Here is a 21,433-nt window from a genome sequence, read left to right as displayed (position 1 = left end):
CTATTCTGCAATCACATTTAAATTTAACTTAGCTTGTAGTCCATGACCAAGTTTTACAACCGCTTGAAATTTGCCAAGAGTTTTTATCTGTGGAATCTCAAAGGCTTTTTTATCGATTGAGATTCTGTGCTGGGTTTGCAATTCATTTGAGATTTCATCTTTTGTGAGTGATCCAAAGAGATGATTGTTTGAGCCGACTTTTTTTGAGATTGTAAGCTCGATTTTTTCTAGTGCTTGTTGCATTTGCTTTGCTTCTGCAATCTGTAATGCTTCTAGTTCTGCTTGTTTTTTCTGCTCTGCTTTGTATTTATTGATAACTTCATTTGTGGCATGCTTCGCAAGTCCTTTAGCAATGAGAAAGTTATTGGCATATCCATCTTTTACTTCTTTTATTTCCCCAGCTTTGCCTAGATTTGCTACATCTTTGATTAATAAAACGCGCATTTGACACCTTTAAGTTGATTTGCTACTATATCGCCGTTATTTTAGCAGAAAAAAAGGATAATTGTTGCAAGAATTTATGGGGTTTTGGTTTGAGATTAAGACAAGCAAACGCATTAAGAGATGGCGTATTGTGTGTAATGTGGAGGGCTTTTTTATTTTTCATTTTCCATATCGCACAAAAAATACACTACAAATTGCAGAACAATATATAAAAGAAAATCATGCTAAAATGAATACATTTTTATTAAAACAGCAAACAAGATTCAATACAAATAATGACTTAGCGACGCAATATCTAAACGAGTATCCAAACTCACTTGTAGTATTTGGGACACAATGTTTAGCAAAAGATTGCACTATAGAATCTTTATGTCAAAGATTATATGCAAAATCAAAAGAAATATTAGATGAATACGCTTTGAAAATGCAGTTAAACTACACAAAGCTAATAATTAGTTTCGCAAAGTCATATCTTGGGCAATGCAATAGTAAGGCTCAAATAAAGATTGATTATCGCAATGTGTTGTGCGATGAGAGATTACTGCGTTATCTTGTGGTGCATGAGTTGGCACATATTAGACACCCAAACCACTCTAAACTCTTTTGGCAAGAAGTAGAAAGATTCTATCCTAATTACAAAAATACACGCAAAGAATTAAAAATTATGGCAAATAGAAATGCGACTATATTAAAACACTATGGCTTATTGCATAAAAGATTGTGCTGACTTTTAACAACCAAAAATATTCATTAACTATCTTATATCCAAAAAAAGCTCTTTTGGTGTGGTAAAAATCTCAAGATAAAGTCTATCATTGCTATCATCTTTGTTATATAAAAAGATTCCATGTTTAGTAATTTTTTCTAAAATATAGATTTTGTCATTGTAGTTAATTGTGCTATAAAGGCTAATCCATTCTTCATTAATTAAGGCTTTATTATTAAGTATGGCATGGAGTTTTAGCGGTGCTTGTGGCTCTTTATGTTCCTGTGATAATGGCTCAATGGGTAAAGCCTTATATTCTTTCGGTCTTAAAAAATCTATTATAAAAGAAAAATCTTTGTGTGGAATATCTTTTTGTTGTTGTATAAAATAAAGTTTAGATTCTATATCATCTGTTGGTGTAATAAAGAATCTATCTTTAAACACAATAAAAAGAAAAGCTATGCAAACAAAGATTGCAATAAATCTTTTAGAAAAGGTTTTTAAAGTTATCATATTTGATATGTCCCAACAGAAAATACGATTTTTATATCCTGTGTGAATGGCATATCATTTATGGAATCTAGATTCCCAACCACTTGGGCGGGTGCAGGGCTTTGGGGTGCAAAATGTATAGAATCTAGATTCTCTGCATTTGTAGATTCTAGACTCTTGCTGTCTTGTGCCTTAACTCCCATATTCCACCCATAAGGCATAGAATCTAGATTTCGTATTGTCGCATTTGACAATGAAATCTCATGTATAAAAAGTGTAGGCAATGCTTCAAGGGCGTGTATAAATTCATAGCATAGCATTGCCTTGCAAGTAAAAAATAAAGTGTAGTGATTTGTTGTATAGGGCAGTGTAGTTTGCATTCGCCTTTGTTTTAATTCTTTATTGGAACAAATCGCATTCTTACATTTACTCGTAATCTCATAATCTTTAAAAAGCAAGGCTATATTGCTTTGCATAGTTGTAATATCCACTTGTTTGCGTTGTGTAAGCACCCACTCATCATATTCGATATAGCTAAGCAAAGTAACACAAGACACTACAAACAAACATAAAAGGATAATGCGTTCAAATACGCTTTTTCGTAATAGATAAAGTGTGATTGTATGCAAGATTTTTTGCATTTAGCTAGGCATTTTTACATTTAGCACAAATCACAAAAAGTCGCATGTCATGGCTTATAAGCTGTGTGCCAAACTTCTCTGCAATATCAACTTGCAATCTCTCAATATCAGAATCTACAAATTCAATAATCTCTCCACATTGCAAACAAATAATATGGTCATGATGGGCTTTAGCAGCAATCTCATATCTTCTACCTGTTTTATCTGCTTCAAGTGCTGTGATAAAATGCTCTTTTTCTAAGAAACTTAAGATTCTATACACAGATGAAATGCTTGTATTCTTATCTTTAATGCGTAATTGATTAGCGATTTCTTCAGGGCTTAAATGCGTGCCACTTTTGTAGAGAACACCTATAATTTCTTCTCTTTGTTTTGAGTTTTTTAAGCCATTTTTCTTGATTGAAGTGCGTAGTCTAAGCAGTATAGAATCTAGAGTTTCTAATCGTTTAGTAATTGCTTTATCCATGAAAATCCCCTTAATAATGAATGTGAAAAATAATATAAAAGTAAAAACTAATCTTAGAAATAAAATTGCAGAATTATAGCAAATAAAAGCTTAAAGTGCAGTATTTTTTCTCAAAATATCAGTAAAAATAGTAATAGACATACAGACAGAAGACTTGATTAGACTCACATTTATTGTGTTTATTATGTGTGTATAAAGTATGCTACAATACGCACACTATTCTACTACAAAATGAGGGAGTGATGAAGCATTTTTATAGTTCTTTTGTTGTAACTTTGATTGGGCTAGTTTTGGCATTTTATGTTGGGGCGTGGCAGGCGATTTATATATGTATTTTACTCTCTATCTTAGAAGTTAGTCTCTCATTTGATAATGCTGTGGTTAATGCAAAAGTGCTTGATACAATGGATATAAAATGGCAAAAGCGATTTATTTATTGGGGGATTCCCATCGCTGTGTTTGGTATGAGATTTATTTTCCCCATTGTTATTGTGGCAGTAGCTGCAAGGCTTGGTATGCTAGAGACTTTGAATCTTGCCTTATATTCACCGCAAGAGTATCATAAAACACTTGAAGAAACGCGTTTTGAGATTTATGCCTTTGGTGCGGGATTTTTACTTATGGTATGTTTGCAATTCTTTTTTAGTGAAGATAAAGAGGTGCATTGGCTAAGTTTTATTGAAGATAATGTTATTATGCGATTTTTTATGAAGTTTCCTAACTTTGCTTTATTGCTTGCTATCACACTTGGAATCATTCTACTTGCCCTAACGGATAATATACTTGTAGGCATGGCGTATTTTTGTGCGATTGTGCTGTATTTAATCATTCATTCGGCGGATAAATTTCTTGGGGCTGGTGGTGTGCGTAATGGACTTATGGGCTTTTTGTATTTAGAAGTGCTTGATGCAAGTTTTAGTTTTGATGGTGTGATTGGGGCATTTGCCTTGAGTGAGAATATTTTTATTATTATGATTGGGCTTGGCATTGGGGCTATGTTTGTGCGTAGCTTGACGCTTTATCTTGTAGAGCATAAGACACTGCAAAAGCTTATCTATTTAGAGCATGGCGCACATTATGCTATTGGGGCATTAGCTATTATTATGCTATTAAAGATTTTTATGGAAGTAAGTGAGATTATCACAGGGCTTATTGGCGTAGGATTTATTGGTATTGCCTTTATTTGCTCTCGTGTTGCAAATAAAAATAGTATGTAAAATTCACCTTTTTTGTTATAATTCCACATTTAAAGGAAATGAGTATGACTAGTGAAAACACGCAGAAAGACAATAGAGTATCTCGCAAAAAAATCTATAATCCGCACTCAACAGAAAGTGTCAATGAAAGGCGTATATTTGGTGGGAATCCAACCGCAATATTTGAGTTAAATAAGATTAAATATCAGTGGGCTTATAATCTTTTACGCACAATGTTTGCAAATACTTGGTTTCCAGAAGAAGTGAATATGAATCAAGATAAACGCGATTATATGGAGCTAACCCTGCAAGAAAAGCAAGGCTATGATAGAGCATTAGCCCAGCTTATTTTCATGGATTCACTTCAAACAAATAACTTAACAGACAATATCAATCCATATATTACATGCCCAGAAATAAATATGCTTTTAGTGCGTCAAGCATTTGAAGAATCTTTGCACGCACAAAGCTATGCGGTTATGGTAGATTCTATATCTGCAAATACTGATGAGATTTATCAAATGTGGCGTAAAGATGACAAACTTCGCTCAAAAAATGACTATATTGCTGATGTATATACAGACCTTGCAAAAAACCCAACAGAAACAAATCTTATAAAAGCCATGTTTGCCAATCAGATTCTAGAGGGAATCTATTTTTATAGCGGTTTTGCGTTTTTTTACACACTTGCTAGAAGTGGTAAAATGCAAAATAGTGCAGAAATGATACGCTTTATCCAACGCGATGAAATTACACATTTAACGATTTTTCAACAAATGATTATCTCTACGCGTAAAGAAAGACCAGATCTTTTTACACAAGCATTACAAGATGAGGTTATGGAGATGTTTCGTCAAGCAGTAGATTTAGAATCTAGCTGGGGGGAATACATTACGCAAGGGCAAATTCTAGGCTTGACTGCAAAAATTATCCGTCAATATATTGAGTATTTAGCGGATAAAAGATTAAAAGCGGTTGATTATCCTATCCTATATAACACGCAAAATCCCATACAATGGGTAGATGAACAAGTAAATTTTAACAATCAGCGGACAAACTTTTTTGAAGCAAAAGTGCGTAATTACACACGGGGAGAATTAAAATTTGAAGACGATTTTTAAGACCTTTTATACATTGCAGCTAAAGACAAAAGCAAATTGGGAAGATAATCTAGCTAGACTTGAAGCAAAAGTGCTAGAGTGTGAAAAAGATTCCTACATTCTTGCAAGTGAAGTTTTTCTCACAGGATTTGCATATCAAAAAATGGCAGAGGCAAGTGAGTTTAGTGAGATTGCCACGCGAAAATTGCAAGAGTTAAGCAAGGACAAAACCATTGTAATCACGATGATAGAACAAGAGGGCAGAAAATATGTCAATCGCTTGAAAGTATTTCATAAAGGACGCATAGCCTATACACAAAAAAAGGCAAAGCTTTTTCCTTTAGGTAACGAACACTTGCATTTTAAAGCGGGGGATATAAAGGATATTAAAACCTTTATGCTTGATGGAATCTTATGTGCGGCTCTCAATTGTTTTGAAGTCCGCTTTATTGATTTATGGAAAAAGATTCAAGGTGCGCAAGTGATTTTTGTCCCAGCCGCATGGGGTAAGGCAAGGAAAGTGCATTTTCAAACGCTAACGCGTGCTTTAGCCATTGCAAATCAAAGTTTTGTTATTGCTAGTTCATGTGCGGGCAATGAGTATGCAAAAGGTAGTAACATTATCACACCTTATGGAATCGTGTATAAAAATGATTCTAAAGAGATGATACAAGCACAAGTAAATCTCGCTGAAGTTACAAAAATGCGAATACATATAGACACAGGAATCCCACACGCATGAAACTTCATGAAATAAAAAATATGGAAATGCTAAAAGATGTCAAAGATAGCTTTGATTCTAGAATCATTGCTGCATTACGCCAAACTGATAGGGAGTTTTTTGTCCCCTCTGTCGTAAAACATTCCGCATTTCACCTTGATAATGCCCTGCCTATAAGCGATGAGCAATGGATTAGCGCACCACTCACTGTGGCAAAGATGACAACCTATCTCATGGCGTATGATTTAGGCGATAGCGTATTAGAGCCAGATAATGTGCTAGAAATAGGGCTTGGGAGTGGTTATCAAGCGGTTGTATTGTCTCATCTTATACGCAGAGTTTTTAGCATTGAGCGTATAGAATCTCTATGGCTTGAAGCAAGATCGCGTATAGCACAACTACAAATTATGAATATCAATATAAAGCTTGATGATGGTATGAATGGTTGGGCATCTTTCGCCCCCTATGATAGAATCTTACTTTCTGCATGCACAGAGAGTATCCCAAAAACACTAAGCGATCAATTGCAAGTAAATGGTGTGCTTGTAGCCCCAATATATCATAATGGCGGACAAGTTATCGCACGATTTGTAAAACAAAAAGATCATACACTCACAAGCCATATTTTAGAATCTTGCTCTTTTGTGCCGATTAAACAAGGCGTTATGCGTATGGGTTAAATAAATGCGCATTATTTTTTGTCTCAAAGGTAGCAAAAGTTTGAGTTAGATTTTTAGCTATTATAAAGAAATATGAGTAATCACAAATGGACTAAATCCATAAACCACTATCCCCTGTATTTTTATCTTGATATGGTCTTTGCATAGGATTTGGATTCTCAAACTCAAATAAAAATGGATTTATAGAATCAAGCCCTTCAAAAAAATTATCAAAAGAATCTGTATTATTCCCAATGAAATTATACTCTTCAAGTCGCTGTAACAACCCATCGCTATCATAGATTTTTCTACTTACAAGCCTATTATTGCGATATTTTTCCTCTTTGTGAAGTTTATTATTAATATAATACTTTTTTACCTCTTCATTATCTTTATAAAATATCGTTTCAACTAAAGAATTGGCATTATCTTTATCGTAAAAATTTGTTTGTAAAAGCTTATCATCTTGATATAAACACTCTTTTCGTTTTAACCCATTGTTGTAATAGGCTATTGTATGTGTGCGATTGCCATGATCATAAAAATCTTCATATTTCAAAACACTATCACCATACCATTTTTGTATCCCATGCTTCACCCCTGAAATCTCTTTACATGGTGTATCGCCATCTCTAGATTGACAGATTTTAAAAGTATGACTAGAATCAGAAATATAAGTTGTCTCACTTTTAATTACATTGCTATTATTTATATCATAATCAATATACACAAGAGTATTATGCGCTTCATCTTTTTGTTTGGTTACAACCCAAACGATTGCAACAAGACACGCACCAAATGCAATGAAAAAGCCCCATTTCTTCATCATTTTCCTTTATCTTTCGCAAAATAGGCAAACATTGTAGCATTAAAAATCCAACATATTGGCAATATTTTTAATAATAAACATCTAAGGATAATCGCAAATATCTAGAATCTTGTATCAATTATCCAAGTATAAACTCTGCCATATCTAAGATTCTATTTGCATAGCCGCTTTCATTATCATACCATGCCATTATTTTTAGCATATTGCCAACTTGCACACTTAAATCTTTTGCTACAATGCTACTATACGCACTCCCTAAAAAATCACTACTTACACGATATTTAGAATCAATGCTTAATATGCCTTTCATACTATCATTTGCATACGATTCTAATAAAGCATGTATCTCATCTAGTTTTGTGGCTTTATTAAGATAGAAGTTTAAATCTGCCATTGAAACATCAATCAAAGGCACACGCACACTCTGTCCGTGAATTTTACCCTCTAGATTCGGTAAAACTCGCTTTAGACCGATAGCCGCCCCCGTTGTGGTGGGGATAATATTATTTGCGGCTGCCCTTGATCTTCTTTTATCGCTTCTGTGTGCGTTATCAAGTAGATTCTGATCGTTTGTGTAGCTATGGATTGTAGTCATTGTAGCACTTGTGATTCCATAATGTTTATCAAGTATGGCACAAATAGGGGCAATGCAATTTGTCGTGCAAGACGCATTTGAAATAATTAACTCACCATTATATTCCAAGTGATTGACACCAAGCACGAATGTCTTTGTATTATCTTGTGGTGGGGCTGAAATGATGATTTTTTTCGCACCTTTTTGTAAATGGTGCTTGATAGATTCTGTCGTGAGAAATTTACCACTTGATTCAATCACAATATCTACTTCACCAAAATCAATGTCTTTTGGGTTATTATGATTGCTTACATGTATTTTTTGATTATCAATACATAGTGTGTCATTGTGATAGGAAATATTGCGACTAAGTGTGCCATGTGCGCTATCAAACTCAATGAGATAAGTCAAAATCTCCCATTGTGCAATATCATTGAGTGCTTTGATGGTATGTCCCCTTTTAATCGCCTCACGCAAGATCGTGCGACCCATTCTCCCAAGCCCATTTATCCCTAGTGTCATATTCTAACCTTATGTAATCCTAGATATATAAATTATGTGGATTATAGCTTATTTTTGTGTGTATGGGTTGTATTGGCAGAAACTCTTTGTATGTTTTCAAAGTTACATGGCTTCTATATTTAAACAAAGAGAATAGTCAATGCACACTACACTTTATTTTAGTGTTGTATAACCGCAATGAAGCGTAGCTAACTTGTGAAATATAATTGATAGAAAATAAACATTTCCCATCAATTTTTGTGAAATTTTTATTAATTTTCTGGCCACACACGCACAGATTTAATCTCATATTTATTTACAATATCAAAGAATGTTTTCATCAGTCCATGACCTCTACTTTTGTTATAAGCGTTGATCATCTTTTGTGCTTCATCACCGAGATTCATCGCTGTGCTATCTAGCGGCGTGATAAGGATTTTCACGCTTCTTTTCTTTGCATTTGGATCTAAAAGCTGTGCATGATCTGACACTATCTTTTGCAAGCTTTTCTTTAGATGTGGTGCTAAATATGGGCTTTGCTCTACAAAAGTCATACCACCAGCACGACTAGCTTCTAAGCTAGAATAGTATTGGGCTGTAATGCGTTTCTTCTCGTTTGCCCTTTCAATTCTCTCATCTTTTGATAGCGGGATATTCTCATTAAAGGCAAGATATTCTTTTGCAAAGGTTTCAAACGCACTTTTTGCAAGTTTATTAGCACGGACATAAACGCGTGCTTCCTGCATAGTATAGTTGTATTGGCTAAGCCACGCTACGACTGAATCGCTAAAGTTTTGCATTTCTTCTTCATATTGCTTTTGAATCTTGTCGTATTTGTCTTCATAAGACTTTCTTATCTGCTCTTTACTTTCTTGCTTTTGCTCGATTTCTTTCTCTATGGCGTATGTTTGAGATTGCGACCTACAGCTATTGCAGCCACAACCATATTCATGTTGCGTATTTCTTTGCGATACTCTTAGCATATCAATATCTGCATCAATATCATCTAGCATATCAGCAGCTTCTTGTTGCAAGGCTTCTAAATCATTTTCATATTTTGTTTGAATGCGATCATACTCTTTGCTAAACTCATCTACCTTTGCAATATACTGCACTAAAAGCGTAGGCATAGTTTTATATCTAAATGATTTAGATTCTACAAGTGTATTTGACTCTAAATGTAAAGTCGCCACATCGGCTTTAATGACACATGTCCCATTGGCATTACTTTGTAAGTCTTTTAGTGTAGAGACACTATTGCATGTAAAGCTTTTAGGGATAAATTGATTGAGATCTTCCCCAAAATTTGCGGCGATATTGCCTGATACCTCTTGCTTCACTTCGTTATCACTTAGCCATATATCAGCACGCATATCTTTGAGTTGAAATAAGAAACCATCGACATTTTTGAAATAGCATGTCGCATGAACGCTATCTCCAGCACAATGATACGCAACACCAGCTTTTGCTGCATCTTGCAATGCCCACTCCATAATATCTAACGCACCATTTTTTGCGAAACTCACTCCACACACAGCCATGCTTAACGCACCTGCGGTTATTAACTTTTTTAGCATACCCTTATCCTTTCAGCATTTTTAGAATGTAAGCCATTATATTAGTGTTTTTTAGATTAAAAGTTTATTAATTTTATGTTATTTTTGCAAAAGATATTATTGCTGTTGTGATATGTTGGCTGGTTTTGTGGCGAAAACCACCATAAAATTGCAAACATGTTGTATGAGACTATTATGACTTTAAAGACTTGCCGCAGATTTTACTTAATTCTGGGTCAGTTTTAAAAACACGAGATTTAGCAATGTTTGTATTAATGTAGCTTAAAGTCTGATTACTTGTCGCTTCATCTTTAGAATCTTGCGTGTTGGAGTCTTCTGTTGTGTCTGGGTTTTCTGCCAAAATATCACTTTGAGTATCACTTGAAGAATCATGTGATAAAAAATCTGTTTCTATATTGTTTTCACTATCACTTATATTAACTTCATTGTTAGAATCTATACTTGCATTATTTTCATTTGATTGCTTTGTGTCATCTATGTCTTCAATGGTATCTGCAAAAATACCTGCTAACTCATTTTCTATTTCTTGCTCTAAACTCTCTAAGTCATCATGCGTAGAATCCATATCATCTAATAGATCATCAGTTTGCGTTAATGAAGCCATATCATCATCTTGGGTAGAATGAAATGGGTTAGATTCTAGCGTATCTGTAGTTATATTTTCATCTGTCATAGAATCTTGTATCTTTACATGTTCTTGTGTGGATTCTTTATGTTCGTCTAATTCAACTGAATTGTCTTGTGTAGAATCTTGTGCAAAAGTGTCTATCTGCAGATTTGATTCTTCTAAATCAAAATTAGCTTGTATATCATCTGCCCCATTTGTTTCATTAGAATCTAAGTCTAAATCATTGGTTTGCATGAGTGGGCTAACAGAATCTTCGCTAGTCATTAAGTCTATATTTAAATCATCTTGCGATATCATTTCTGCGTTAAGCAAAGAATCTAAAATGCCAGAATCTTGTGTTGTCTCATTTGTAGAATCTAGATTTTCTAAACCCAGCATTTCATCAAAGGCATTTATATTTATGGGCGATTCGTGAGTATCTATTTGTTGCGTATTTTCTGTTGATACATTGTCTAGTGATATGTCTTTGGCTAATTCTAGCTCATCTTCTTGCATATTATCTGTTATATCTGTATTAAGAATGCTTTCTTGTGTATCGCTTGTCTCAGTTGCATTTTTGCATTTCTCTATTGTGCTAGATTCTATATTTTCTATATCATTAAGCCCTAATTCATCATTTGTCGTATCTGTTTCTGCTGGTTCTTGTGTTAATTCATCAGTAGAATCTTCTTGCCTATATTGTGTTGATAAATGTTGTAAATCTTCCAAAGCTTCTGGGGCGCTCTCGTGCATAGCTTGTAGGTCAAGCAAAAGCTGCTGGGCTAACTCTTCGCTTGAATCCATGCTATTTTTAGAATCTATATTTTCTTGTTCTACATCATCTTGGAGATTCTGCGTATCATCATTTGGGGCTATATTAGAATCTTCATTCAACAAAGATTCTAATGATATATCTGTATCTTGTGATATATTTGCATTTGTGGGCATTTCTAAGGAATCTGTGTCATCAGTCTCTATTAAACCTTGCAAATTTGCTTCTGTATCTTGTGATAAAATCTCTGCTTCATTGCTTATTTCACTAGATTCTAAAGATTCTGTGTTGTCGCTTGTTTCTTGTGAAAATTCACTTATGGGATTTATAGAATCTTCTTTAGATATTATTTCTTGTTCTGTGTCTATTTGACTTATTATATCAAGTTGCAAATCGCTCTCATCTTGTAAGTCATCATTATCTTGTGTGTCGCTATCTTGCAAGTCATTCCCTTGTAAAAAACGCAATGCTTGCATATGTGCTTCTTGTGTGTCCTTGCTAGATGGCGTGATTTCTAAAAGATCAGTTTCTATATTAGAATCTGTGGTTAAAAAATGCAGCGGCTCTTTATGTGAAGATTCCATATCGCTTTCATTTAAGTTTAGAGAATCTGTATCTATTAAATCTGCTACATTTTCTATCTCGCTAGATTCTATAGAATCTTGAGAATCTTGCAAATTGTCCTCTATGCTTTCTGTTTGAAGATTATTATTTTCTTGTTCCGTCTCACTTTGTTTTAAAATATCTTGTATTGTTTCTGTGTCGTTTATCTCTGTATTATCTATTGTGTTAGTGAGATTAGATTCTAGATTTTCATCATTTTCTAAAAATTCTTTGCTCTCACTCTCTAAATCTATACTAGATATTTCCTTTTCGCTTTGCTCAAGGTTAATATGACAATTTGTAGATTCTAGATTTTCTATGGCTTCTGTAGTGGCAGATTCTGTTGAATCTGTGGAATCCAATGTCTTATCATTTTGCGTGTTAAGCGAAGTATGACAAGCCGCTTTAGATTCTAGATTCTCACTATCTGCCCTAGATTCCACGCCCTGATTAGAAAGCATAGAATCTAGCTTTTCTAAGCTCTGCTCACTTATAGAATCCAAAGTCATTGATGATAAATCCTGCGTGTCTAGCTTGTGTAAAGATTTATCGTCTTTCATTTGTATTGTAGAATCCACTTGCGCGCTTGTTAAATGCTGTGTGTCTTGTGCTTTTGTGTCATCATTTTCTGTATTGGTAGAATCGAAAAAGCTCATATCCTCGTGGCTTATATCTTGCAAGGCAAGTTTTAGCTCATTTTGCCTTTGCTTTGATTCTTCTTCATCTTTTTCTTCTTGGACCACTACTTCTTTTGGTTTATTTTTCTGTTTTAATAGTTTTTCCACACTTTGCAATTCAGATTCTAAAAAGTCTCTCCACGCATTCGTGCATAAAGCCTTTGCCGTGATAAAAATATCCTTATCGCCCCTACCACTCACATTTACTACTATAATCTTATTTTTCTCTTTCTTTGCGATCTCAAGCACACCAGCTAAAGCATGACTTGATTCTAATGCAGGCAAAATCCCCTCATGTCTCGCAAAAAACTGCAATGCCTCCAAGGCAGAATCATCACTAGCAGCCATAAACTCCACGCGTCCAATATGCTTTAAGTGTGCGAGTTGAGGTCCAACCCCAGCATAATCTAGCCCCGCACTAATAGAATGCGTATTTGAAATCTGCCCATGTTTATCTTGCAAAAAATAGGAGCGATAGCCATGTGCTATACCGATACTTGCCCCACTATTTTCAGCAAGTCGCATGGCATGTTTATTTGCTTTAAAGTCATCGCCCCCAGCTTCTACCCCTACAAGCTTTACTTCCATATCTTCTAAAAATGCACTAAATGCCCCCATAGAGTTACTACCACCACCAACACATGCGACAACATAATCTGGCAGAAATGTGTTTAAATACTTGCTTAAAGCTTTTTTTATTTGCTTTTTTATCTCTTTGCCAATGATAGATTGAGAATCTCTCACAATATCAGGGTAAGGATAAGGACCAAGCGCACTGCCTAAGACATAAAAATATTCATGTGGGACTTTACTCCATTGACGCAAGGCTTCATTTACCGCGTCTTTTAGTGTCTTTGTGCCACTCTCTACTGCCACCACTTCTGCACCAAACTGCTCCATTATAAATACATTTGGTCGCTGTCTTTGTATATCTGTCGCACCCATGAAAATCGTGCAAGGCATCTTTAAAAAGGCACATACACTAGCCACCGCTACACCATGCTGCCCTGCACCCGTTTCTGCGATAATATGTGTTTTTTTCATTCGCTTTGCAAGTAGAACTTGGGCTAGGGCGTTATTTATCTTATGTGCGCCTGTATTTGCCAAACCCTCAAACTTGAGATAGATTTCATTCCCAAGTATTTCGGAAGCGTTTTTTGCATAGATAAGGGGTGTTGGTCTGCCAACAAATGTTTTTAGAAGTCGTTTTAACTCTTTTTGAAAGCCTTTTGTTTGGAATATCTGTTTATATGCTTTTTGTAAATCATTTAGTGCTGGATACAATATCTCGGGGATAAAGCACCCACCAAACCTAAAATCGCCCTCTCCAAAATACCCTTTTTCACTCTTTAAAAATATCCTATTATCCATGCTTCCTCTTTCAATATGGCAAAATACAAAACAAATACCGCCTATTTTATCATTTTTCTGTGATTTTTTGACTTTTGGGATAAATCAATATCGTGTTGGCAGTGCTTACTGGTATGATATATGTGAAAAATAAATGAAACTTAGAATCTTATGGTGTAAAATAGCATTTAAGGATTCTAAATGGATTAATCTCTTAAATTCTAACAACAGATATTATCTAAAAGATTCTTTATTGCTTTAGAAAGCAATACTTACGCGGTTTGCCTGAAATCTAATTTATGGATTTCAACGGAAATTCTTGCTATACAAGCTTGAAGCCAATATCCAATACAGAATCTAAAAAAGGACAACAATGTATTACGCAAATATACTTACAGGCGGTATAGGTTGTGGGAAAAGCACAACCGCAAGGCTTTTAGCATTGCACGGATTTAAGATTATTGATGCGGATATAATCGCACGAAAAGCATTGGAGGCAGCTAAAAGTAGCGTTGTGGCGGCATTTGGTGATGAGATTTTAGAATCTAGTGATTGCTATGCTATGCGTAAGCAAATATCTAGCATAGATTCTAAAGCCACTAGTTTGACCTCATCTCAAAATGAAGCGTATTTGGAAAATGAAAGGGAGTTGGATTTCATAGATTCAATACAATCTGCTACTGCTCAAGTAGCAGAGAGCAAGGAATCTAAAAATTGTCATATCAACCTTAAGCAAAGCGAAGGGGAAATATCTAGCACAGATTTAGAGAGTAAAGGCAAAGCTTGTTTAGAAACTCAAAAGAATCTTGATTCTGAGATAACTTATCGTGCTAAGCCTTTAGGCAAAGTATCTAGTATAGAATCTAAAGCAAATTTTTTGCTTGAACTTCAAGATGACAATGTTCTAAACTCCGCAACAATTTTAGATAAAGATATTCCACCTCTTCTAAACGACCAACATGACAAAAAACACAATTTAGAATCTAATACTAAAGCAATAATAATTAGTCGTGAAAAATTAGGCAATATAGTATTTAACAATGCTGAGAAAAAAGCGAAGTTAGAATCTATACTTCACCCACTCATTCATCAGCTTATTATGCAGGAATGCGAAATATTGGAGGCAAAGAAAAGCCCATACTTCATAGATATTCCCCTTTATTTTGAAAGCAAATATGAGTATAAAAAGCGATTTGTTATCTGTGTATATGCCACAAGGGATATGCAAATACAACGCATACAAGCCAGAAACAATCTAAGCCTTGAAGATGCGATAAAAAGAGTGGATTCACAAATTGATATTGAGATAAAGCGAAGTAAAAGCGATTTTGTCATTGAAAACACAAGCGATTTAAAAACGCTGCAAAAAAATATAGAATCTTTTTTACAAACTTTTTTAAGTCAATATTAAAAAATGGCAGAAGTGATATTGCATAACAATAATTTGTTACAATAACACCTTTTTTAAGCTATGGAGTGAGAAATGATAAGATATTGTTGTGCTTTTATGCTATGTATTGTGTGTTTTCAATATATATATGCTTTCGATCAAGAAGCTGATACAAAAGATTCTATAATAAATGAGCAATTTATGACAGAAGAAGAGTATGGCAAATATCTGTATCAAGAACCACGAGGCATTAGCTGTAAAAAATGTCATGGCGAATATGGCAAGGGCAAACAGCTTGTAAGCTACACGCATAGGGGTAAAGAAATAGAGATTGAAGCACCAGATATTACAGGACTTGACTTGCAAAGATTTACAGAAGCCTTGCGTAAAACACATGCGGTTATGCCAAAATACTACTTAACAGATTCTGAAATCCATGTGCTATATAAATACATTAGAACGCATGAGTAATTGATTTGAATGGGTGTAAATTCTAATATTGTCAGAATCTAAACCCATTGCATTACATGCTATTCAATTTTATACGATAGAATACATTTCTTACACTAAATTATATTAAGGTTATATTTTATGGAACAAAATAAGAAAAAAGTTGCATTATTAATGAGTGGTGGTGTCGATAGTTCATATTCTGCCTATTTATTGCAACAGCAAGGCTATGAAGTTTTGGGAATCTATCTCAAACTTCATGATAAAGAAGAAAAACATGCAGTTTTTATTAGAAACTGCGAGAAAGTATGTGAGTTTTTGGGCTTAGAATTTAAGATTATAGAAGCAAAAGAAGAGTTTAAAAAAGCCGTTTATAATGAGTTTATAGAATCTTATAAACGCGGTGAGACGCCTAATCCTTGTGCGTTATGTAATCCACTAATGAAATTTGGACTAGCCTTAAATGCGGCACTTGGCTATGGCTGTGAGTATATCGCAACGGGGCATTATGCACGCATTATAAGCATAGATGGCATAAAGCGGATACAAGAGGCAAGGGATAAGAGCAAGGATCAAAGCTACTTTTTATACGCCATTAGTCAAGATGCGATTAATCGCCTTATTTTCCCGCTTGGCGATATGCTAAAAGAAGAGGTAAAACCTAAGGCGTTTGCGGCTTTGCCAATACTTGGAGATTTAGAATCTTATAAAGAGTCGCAAGAGATTTGCTTTGTTGAGACAGATTATATTGATATTTTAAAGAAGCATGTCAGCGTGGAAAACAAAGGTGTTGTGCGTGATACGCAGGGAAACATCGTTGGCGAACATAAGGGCTACATGCAATACACTATTGGAAAACGAAAAGGTTTTAGTGTCAAGGGCGCGCATGAGCCGCATTTTGTGCTAAAGATTAATCCAAAAGATAATGAAATCGTTGTTGGCAAAAAAGAAGAGTTAGAGACTTTTTGTGTAACCGCACTCAATAAATCCCTGCCAAATGAGTTTATAAATGGTGAATATAAAGCAAAAGTGCGTTATCGTAGCACACCAAGCAATGCGACTATTACTATACAAGATGATAAAATCATAGCGACATTAAAAGAGCCTGTATATGGCGTAGCAAAAGGACAGGCTTTAGTGATTTATAAAGATGATATTGTGCTTGGTGGCGGTGTGATTATATAGGCTAGATTCTAGCATTGTGTAAAATATCACGGAGAAGAAAATAAAAGCTTGTGTGTTTTGAATTGTTTCCATTGCAATAAGCAGTTATGTTTAGATTCTATGATGAAATTCTTTTCAATCATATATGATGGGTTGTTGTGGTAGGATTTGGGGTTGAAGTCTTGGTAGGGACAGAGAACAGGGCTTTTAGAATGAAGGCTTGATTCATGGTAATATTTTCGCAACTCTGCCTTAAAGTTTAAAAACTTTAAATGTTTTGCTTGAAAAAGATAAGAAATAAAGGTAAGATTCTACCTTTATCACTAAGTATTGTTTTGGTATTATAAATGGGTTTTATCAGCACACAAGATAAGGGCAAGATAAAGGAATTATATGGGCAAACTGTATTTAAGCATATTTTCATTTGATTCACGCATAGATTTTCAAAACGGCTTTGTAAGACAAGAGGTGCATTATAAGGCAAACGATACGCTAAAAGACATTTTTCAAGCGGTAGATTCTAAAAACTTTGGGTATCAAGAGTTTGGTATAGATCTGCAATTTATACATTGCAGGATCAATGGTTATGCAGTGTTTGGGAATCTTGGGGTAAAAGAGATTGTAGAAAAGCTTGGTTGTTGTTTAGAGATTGAGCCTTTAAACAAGCGATATGCAAAGAAGGATTTGTTGCTTGATTTGGACAAGGCGTTTGCAAGGTATAATGACTTTTTTTATGCAATGGATTTTATCGCACCAAGTGATAGAGAAGAGTTAAAAAAATACCTACTTATAAACTTTATCGTGCCAACTTATGATGACTCATATTGTGGCGATGGCTTTTTATTGTATATTAAATGGCTGTGTTTGCGTTATCCATTGTATAAAGAGAAGTTATTGCGTTTTATTTCTTGCAGGGAGAGTGGCATTTTCTGGCATGTTAGCACTGCAAATTTTATGCTACCGCATAATAGGGCGATAGATACGCAGATAGAATCTTTACAAAGTGCTTTGATTTCACCTACATGTAAGGATAAAGAATGGCTAGGGTTTGGATCTTACATTAACTCACAATATCAATTTACATGTAAAAATCGCATAGCCGATTACAACGCCGCAGAGAGTTTTACGCCATTTATTCAAAGCATTTTACATGCTAATACATATTAATAAAGGATCTTTATGTATCTCATATATGATTGCTTAAAAAATAGCCCATTTAGCATTGCGACACAGCAGGTTTTAAAGCACTTAAATATACCTTATACAACGCTGGATGCTAATAAAAGCTTTAAGGCACATGGCGGATATTTTGGCAGAATAGGTGCATTAGAGCAGTTTATATTCGCAAATGTGTATAATATCGCCCTTGCTAGTCTTGAAGAGAAAAAGCTATTAGCCTTAGAAGAAGATTCTTATGCCAATCTCATTTTTACACTTGATTTGTTACGAAATAATCAGTCTTTAAGGGATTTTGTTATAGCTGAATTGCAAAGTCAAAGCATTATCCTTGATATAGATATATTACAGAATCACATTGCCTATTTTCCAGCAATACTTGCTAACTATATGACAGAGATAGAGCAGTCTATAAAATATAGCTTTGGTAAAAATGAGAGAAATTTACCGCATATCTCACCGAATAATACCACAAAAGGCTTTAGCTCTTGTGCCTTTTATGGTAGCAGGCATGCAGATTGTAATATGCAGGGCGAGTATAAACATATAGAAAAGTTATGCAAGATTCTGGGTTTAACCTATCTTAGTAAGCCCTTTAGCCTGCAATCCTTCACACATTTAGCACATATTGATTCTGAAAAGGCGTATCAAAAAAGCGGGGATCTTTTGTATGAAGGGATTGATTTAGGGGTGGATTTCTTATGTGTATTTGCAGATTCTACCTTTGATATGTTTGATAATAAGCAGGATTTATGCACGAAATATTGCAAGAGAGATCCTATCAGCATAGCAAGTCTCAATATGGCACAGATATTGCTAGTTTGCTTTGGTAAGGCAGATGAAGCAGGGTTTGAAACACACAAAATAAATCCAGATTTTATGCAGCACAATAAGGCTTCCAAAAATGCTTCATAGCACTATTTATTGCGGAGATTTTTAAGAGTATGGCAGTCATTTTAAAGATTTTTTTTGCTTGTTTTGTCGGCATGGCATGGTATCATTTAAATGGACCGGAACAAGCACCAATTGCTGGGATTCTAGCAGCTATGATATTACTTGCTTCATTTATCAAGCCAATTAGCTATCAAGACCCAAAAGAAAGAGATGAATATCGCCATAAGATTCAAGAGGCAAGGGAGAAAAAACGCATTCTAGCAGAAAAACAAAATGAAGAGAAAAAGCTACTCAAAAAACAAGCACTTGAAGCTGAAGAAATGCGTAAGCAAGAGTTAAAAAAGAAGTTAAAACTCTAGATATTTTCATATAAGGAAACCAAATGGAATTAGTATTATTTTTAATCGCTGCGGGGATTATATTCTACCTTTATAAGACCTTTCAAGGCTATCTTAGCAATCCAATCGTCCCAACAGATAGAGATACTTTGCAGCCGCAAAGACAGCAAGACTATGTAGAAGAGCGTCCAATACTTAGCCCAAAAGAAAAACTAAAACGCACAGAATATGGCATTATTGTGAGTATTTTAGGGCGATTAAGCTTTGCTGATGACAAGAGCTGTATGTTAGAAGAGAGACTTGTAAAGGGCATTATTGATGATATGGCAAAAGATTCTGACCAGCCAAGTGAGTTGTATTTAGAAATCTATAAGGAATCTAGAAATGATGATATACAAGAGTTAGCAGAACTCTTTGCAAGCGAGACAATTGGGCAGTATAAAAAGAGAGTAAAAATAGTGGAGTTTATGTTTGCATTAGCTTATGCTGATGGGAATTTCTCACAAGAAGAAGAAGATTCTATCATCAATGTTGCTGCGATTTTAGAGATCGACAACGCTGACTTTAATCATCTGTATGATAGCTTTAAAGCCTTGAATGAAGAGTATGTGCCGCTTACAAAAGAAGAGGCAATGAATCTTTTTGGGCTTAATGATGGCTTCACAAAAGAAGAGCTGGATTCTAAATACAACGACTTTTTCAAACAAAAAAGGCAAAATGTAATTGATCCAAAAAATCTAGGCAAACCATATAATGAAAGCGGCGGGCAGGATTTACGAAAGATTTCTGAAGCTTATGCAGTTCTGTTAAAAGAGGTGGATTGATTTTAAATCTAAAATGCACCCTTAACCCTGCACCCACCCATAAAGGTGTAGAATCCAAACTCTTTTAAAATACACAAGAATCCCTGCGCTCACTTATACAAGGTATTGAGAATTTAGATTCTAATGCCTATCAAACATCTCAGAATCAATTACTCAATAAACCTCAAGCATTTCATACGCTGTGTTTCGTTTAGCAGGGATTTCGCCAATATCTTGTATAAGCTTAATCATCTCATTTTTACTCATAGAGTAGCATGCCCCAGCTGATGAGACGACATTTTCTTCCATCATAGTGCTACCTAGATCATTTGCACCAAATAAAAGGGCTAACTGCCCTATATGACTTCCTTGCGTTACCCAGCTGCTTTGGATATTTGCAATATTATCAAGGTATAATCTGCTACATGCTAAAAGTCGCAAATACCTATTTGAACTCGCCTTTTGTAAATGCGGAAACTCAGCACTAAGCGGCGTATTTAAAGGTTGAAAACTCCATAAGATAAACGCTCTAAAGCCACCAAACTCATCTTGTAAATCCCTTACTCTACGCCAATGCTCTATAATATCTTCATCTTTTTCGATACTCCCAAACATCATTGTAGCAGTAGTTTTCATATCAATTTTATGTGCTTCTCTATGCACCATGATCCACTCATCAGCACTAAGTTTTTTAGGAGCGATAATATCACGCACAGAATCACTAAGGATTTCTGCCCCAGCACCCGGGATTGAAGAGAGTCCAGCCTTTTGCAAACGCACTAAAACTTCATGTATTGTTAGCTTTGAGATTTTTGCGATATAGTTAATCTCAATCGCCGAAAATCCATGTATCGTAATGCTTGGATATTTTTCAGCAATGTGTTTTACAAGATTCTCATAATAATCAATCTTTAGCTTAGGATGCACCCCACCTTGAAATAGAATCTGTGTGCCACCAATAGCTAAAAGCTCATCAATCTTAGAATCTATCTCATCAAAGCTTAAGATATATTCCCCCTCTTGCCCCAACTTTCTCTTAAACGCACAAAATTTACAATCCACCCAGCAAATATTTGTATAGTTAATATTCCTATCTACGATAAATGAAGTGATATTATCAGGGTGTAATGCCTTCTTAGTTTCATACGCCATTTTGCCTAACTCTTTGAGAGAAGCATTTTGCATGAGATCTAATATTTCAGAATCTGTATAACGCTTATTTGTCATTGTGTTCTCGCTTGTATAAATTGCGTAATTATAATGTATTTTTATAGGTTTTTGCTTTGTAGTGTAAATTTATATC

The 21,433-nt window shown here is 34.9% G+C and carries 20 protein-coding genes and 1 pseudogene; 12 read left to right on the top strand and 9 right to left on the bottom strand.

Features of this window, described 5'->3' with window-relative positions:
- Positions 1-444 (bottom strand): 50S ribosomal protein L9, encoded by a 444-nt coding sequence (gene rplI, locus C6H17_RS07960; protein ID WP_005219928.1) that lies wholly within the window; start codon positions 442-444, stop codon positions 1-3.
- Positions 445-508: 64 nt separating this feature from the next.
- On the opposite strand from rplI, the gene C6H17_RS07955 reads away from it, so the two are divergent.
- Positions 509-1,171 carry a M48 family metallopeptidase gene (locus C6H17_RS07955; protein WP_004084172.1) on the top strand — a complete coding sequence of 221 codons (663 nt, stop codon included), beginning with the start codon at positions 509-511 and terminating at the stop codon, positions 1,169-1,171.
- A gap of 27 nt (positions 1,172-1,198) precedes the next feature.
- On the opposite strand, the gene C6H17_RS07950 is transcribed toward C6H17_RS07955, so the two are convergent.
- From C6H17_RS07950 to C6H17_RS07940, 3 genes are read right to left on the bottom strand one after another with little or no spacing between them, the layout of a single operon-like run.
- Positions 1,199-1,663, bottom strand: coding sequence for a hypothetical protein (locus C6H17_RS07950; RefSeq protein WP_005219930.1), 465 nt, complete (start codon positions 1,661-1,663; stop codon positions 1,199-1,201).
- Entirely contained in the window at positions 1,660-2,283 is a 624-nt protein-coding gene (locus C6H17_RS07945) for a hypothetical protein (protein ID WP_005219931.1), read from the bottom strand. Before C6H17_RS07945 ends, C6H17_RS07950 begins: the two co-directional genes overlap by 4 nt.
- A gap of 4 nt (positions 2,284-2,287) precedes the next feature.
- Positions 2,288-2,749 carry a Fur family transcriptional regulator gene (locus tag C6H17_RS07940; RefSeq protein ID WP_004084175.1) on the bottom strand — a complete coding sequence of 154 codons (462 nt, stop codon included), beginning with the start codon at positions 2,747-2,749 and terminating at the stop codon, positions 2,288-2,290.
- 242 nt (positions 2,750-2,991) lie between these two features.
- Here C6H17_RS07940 and C6H17_RS07935 point away from each other — a divergent pair, with 242 nt between their 5' ends.
- Genes C6H17_RS07935 through C6H17_RS07920 form a run of 4 tightly spaced genes read left to right on the top strand, consistent with a single transcriptional unit; the run spans position 2,992 to position 6,446 of the window.
- Positions 2,992-3,966: a DUF475 domain-containing protein gene (locus tag C6H17_RS07935; RefSeq protein ID WP_005219932.1), complete on the top strand. Its 975-nt coding sequence runs from the start codon at positions 2,992-2,994 to the stop codon at positions 3,964-3,966.
- Between the two features lie 44 nt (positions 3,967-4,010).
- Positions 4,011-5,066: a ribonucleotide-diphosphate reductase subunit beta gene (locus tag C6H17_RS07930; protein ID WP_005219933.1), complete on the top strand. Its 1,056-nt coding sequence runs from the start codon at positions 4,011-4,013 to the stop codon at positions 5,064-5,066.
- Positions 5,050-5,787: a carbon-nitrogen hydrolase family protein gene (locus C6H17_RS07925; protein WP_005219934.1), complete on the top strand. Its 738-nt coding sequence runs from the start codon at positions 5,050-5,052 to the stop codon at positions 5,785-5,787. The genes C6H17_RS07930 and C6H17_RS07925 overlap by 17 nt, the downstream gene beginning before the upstream one ends.
- Positions 5,784-6,446, top strand: a complete 663-nt coding sequence (locus C6H17_RS07920) for a protein-L-isoaspartate(D-aspartate) O-methyltransferase (protein ID WP_004084179.1) — start codon at positions 5,784-5,786, stop codon at positions 6,444-6,446. Before C6H17_RS07925 ends, C6H17_RS07920 begins: the two co-directional genes overlap by 4 nt.
- A 91-nt stretch (positions 6,447-6,537) precedes the next feature.
- Here C6H17_RS07920 and C6H17_RS07915 read toward each other — a convergent pair whose 3' ends face one another.
- The 4 genes and pseudogenes from C6H17_RS07915 to trpB all read right to left on the bottom strand — a co-directional run.
- A complete protein-coding gene (locus C6H17_RS07915) occupies positions 6,538-7,251 on the bottom strand; it encodes a hypothetical protein (protein WP_020995782.1) in 714 nt (237 codons plus the stop codon).
- A 121-nt stretch (positions 7,252-7,372) separates the two neighbouring features.
- Positions 7,373-8,350: a type I glyceraldehyde-3-phosphate dehydrogenase gene (gene gap, locus C6H17_RS07910; protein ID WP_005219936.1), complete on the bottom strand. Its 978-nt coding sequence runs from the start codon at positions 8,348-8,350 to the stop codon at positions 7,373-7,375.
- Positions 8,351-8,601: 251 nt separating this feature from the next.
- Positions 8,602-9,906 (bottom strand): hypothetical protein, encoded by a 1,305-nt coding sequence (locus C6H17_RS07905; RefSeq protein ID WP_005219937.1) that lies wholly within the window; start codon positions 9,904-9,906, stop codon positions 8,602-8,604.
- 2,812 nt (positions 9,907-12,718) lie between these two features.
- Positions 12,719-13,936: pseudogene (gene trpB / locus C6H17_RS13005) on the bottom strand (tryptophan synthase subunit beta); the annotation flags it as partial.
- A gap of 352 nt (positions 13,937-14,288) precedes the next feature.
- Between trpB and coaE the strand changes: the two are divergent.
- The 7 genes from coaE (at position 14,289) to C6H17_RS07865 (ending at position 20,151) form a co-directional block, all read left to right on the top strand.
- Complete coding sequence (gene coaE, locus C6H17_RS07895) at positions 14,289-15,326, top strand: dephospho-CoA kinase (protein ID WP_020995783.1); 1,038 nt, start codon at positions 14,289-14,291, stop codon at positions 15,324-15,326.
- Between the two features lie 72 nt (positions 15,327-15,398).
- Complete coding sequence (locus tag C6H17_RS07890) at positions 15,399-15,776, top strand: c-type cytochrome (protein WP_005219940.1); 378 nt, start codon at positions 15,399-15,401, stop codon at positions 15,774-15,776.
- 102 nt (positions 15,777-15,878) lie between these two features.
- Positions 15,879-16,940 carry a tRNA 2-thiouridine(34) synthase MnmA gene (gene mnmA / locus C6H17_RS07885; RefSeq protein WP_263363186.1) on the top strand — a complete coding sequence of 354 codons (1,062 nt, stop codon included), beginning with the start codon at positions 15,879-15,881 and terminating at the stop codon, positions 16,938-16,940.
- Positions 16,941-17,312: 372 nt separating this feature from the next.
- Complete coding sequence (locus C6H17_RS07880; RefSeq protein WP_040463173.1) at positions 17,313-18,086, top strand: DUF5644 domain-containing protein; 774 nt, start codon at positions 17,313-17,315, stop codon at positions 18,084-18,086.
- Positions 18,087-18,098: 12 nt separating this feature from the next.
- Complete coding sequence (locus C6H17_RS07875) at positions 18,099-19,010, top strand: hypothetical protein (RefSeq protein ID WP_005219942.1); 912 nt, start codon at positions 18,099-18,101, stop codon at positions 19,008-19,010.
- 29 nt (positions 19,011-19,039) lie between these two features.
- Positions 19,040-19,348, top strand: a complete 309-nt coding sequence (locus C6H17_RS07870; RefSeq protein ID WP_005219943.1) for a hypothetical protein — start codon at positions 19,040-19,042, stop codon at positions 19,346-19,348.
- Positions 19,349-19,371: 23 nt separating this feature from the next.
- Complete coding sequence (locus tag C6H17_RS07865; RefSeq protein ID WP_005219945.1) at positions 19,372-20,151, top strand: TerB family tellurite resistance protein; 780 nt, start codon at positions 19,372-19,374, stop codon at positions 20,149-20,151.
- A gap of 153 nt (positions 20,152-20,304) precedes the next feature.
- Here the strand turns inward: C6H17_RS07865 and C6H17_RS07860 are convergent, their stop codons facing one another.
- Positions 20,305-21,357: a dehypoxanthine futalosine cyclase gene (locus C6H17_RS07860; RefSeq protein WP_004084196.1), complete on the bottom strand. Its 1,053-nt coding sequence runs from the start codon at positions 21,355-21,357 to the stop codon at positions 20,305-20,307.
- Positions 21,358-21,433 lie beyond the last annotated feature (76 nt).

It is taken from the genome of Helicobacter rappini (assembly GCF_900198625.1).
Lineage (GTDB): Bacteria > Campylobacterota > Campylobacteria > Campylobacterales > Helicobacteraceae > Helicobacter_A > Helicobacter_A rappini.
This window is presented reverse-complemented; position numbering and strand designations above follow the sequence as displayed.